This is a genomic window from Pseudomonas sp. P4_C3, from assembly GCF_056402075.1.
Window position 1 is genome coordinate 1 of record NZ_JBFUIC010000650.1, and the last position, 1,162, is coordinate 1,162.

Here is a 1,162-nt window from a genome sequence, read left to right on the forward strand (position 1 = left end):
CTTTTGACTTTGATATTTTAAGATCAAAAGATCGTCCGAACGCGGCCCGAGCCTKCGGCAGCTCCTACAGAGGTACGTTCAGGCTTCGATCAGCGCACCCAACTCTCGCTCCAGTTCGGCTTCGTCGCCCAGGTTGAGCTCGATCAATCGCCGCAGGCGTTCGATGGACTCCAGGCTGATGTGCCGGCAGACAAAGCCAAGCTGGCCGTGATCTTCGTGGGTCAGGTGCACATCCATGGCGATATCGACGTCATCGCTCAGATGAATATCTACTGAAAAATCCTGCTGGCGATCGCCCTGCCAGTGTTCGGGTCGCTCGATCAGCAACCCCTTGAGCGACAGATCAATCAACTTCACCGGCCAGGTGGACTCACCCTGACTCAGCCCGGTTCGGGCATCGAACGCAATACGTTTGAAGCGGCGACGTTCGGCAGGGTGCTCGCTCATGGCGCGATCCTCGTAGATGTACGCTGACTATAGACCTGCACTCTTGAAGGCGGCCAGCGCGTGCAGGTATCCAGCCCTATATCGGGGTATGGTCTTTGCCGTCAGGAGCGCTAAACTCGGGGTGGTTGTCTTTCTTGTCCACTCTGGCTGGAATATCAAAATGAAAAATAATAATAGCCCGCTACGCCATTTGCCTTGGCTGGTGCTGGCAATCACAGGTGCGTGCGCCCTGGGTGTCGTGGCATTGCGCCGGGGCGAGGCAATCAACGCCTTGTGGATTGTGGTCGCTGCCGTGGCCATCTATCTGGTCGCCTATCGCTACTACAGTCTGTTCATCGCTAACAATGTCATGCAACTCGATGCGCGGCGGGCCACTCCCGCTGTGCTCAACAATGACGGTCTGGACTATGTGCCGACCAACAAGCACATTCTCTTCGGTCACCACTTCGCGGCCATCGCCGGCGCGGGTCCGCTGGTCGGTCCGGTGCTGGCGGCGCAGATGGGCTACTTGCCCGGCACGCTGTGGCTGATTGCTGGCGTGGTGCTGGCCGGTGCGGTGCAGGACTTCATGGTCCTGTTCATGTCCACCCGCCGCAACGGCCGTTCGCTGGGCGACATGGTCCGTGAGGAAATGGGCCGCATCCCCGGGACCATCGCGCTGTTCGGTTGCTTCCTGATCATGATCATCATCCTCGCGGTGCTGGCGTTGATCGTG

The 1,162-nt window shown here is 58.8% G+C and carries 2 protein-coding genes; one reads left to right on the forward strand and one right to left on the reverse strand.

The window, feature by feature from the left end; translation table 11 throughout:
* Positions 1-78: 78 nt before the first annotated feature.
* Entirely contained in the window at positions 79-447 is a 369-nt protein-coding gene (locus tag AC1DVH_RS31485; protein WP_477757074.1) for a PilZ domain-containing protein, read from the reverse strand.
* Positions 448-607: 160 nt separating this feature from the next.
* Here AC1DVH_RS31485 and AC1DVH_RS31490 point away from each other — a divergent pair.
* Positions 608-1,162 (forward strand): carbon starvation CstA family protein (locus AC1DVH_RS31490; RefSeq protein WP_477757075.1); only part of this gene is annotated, 555 nt, incomplete at its 3' end.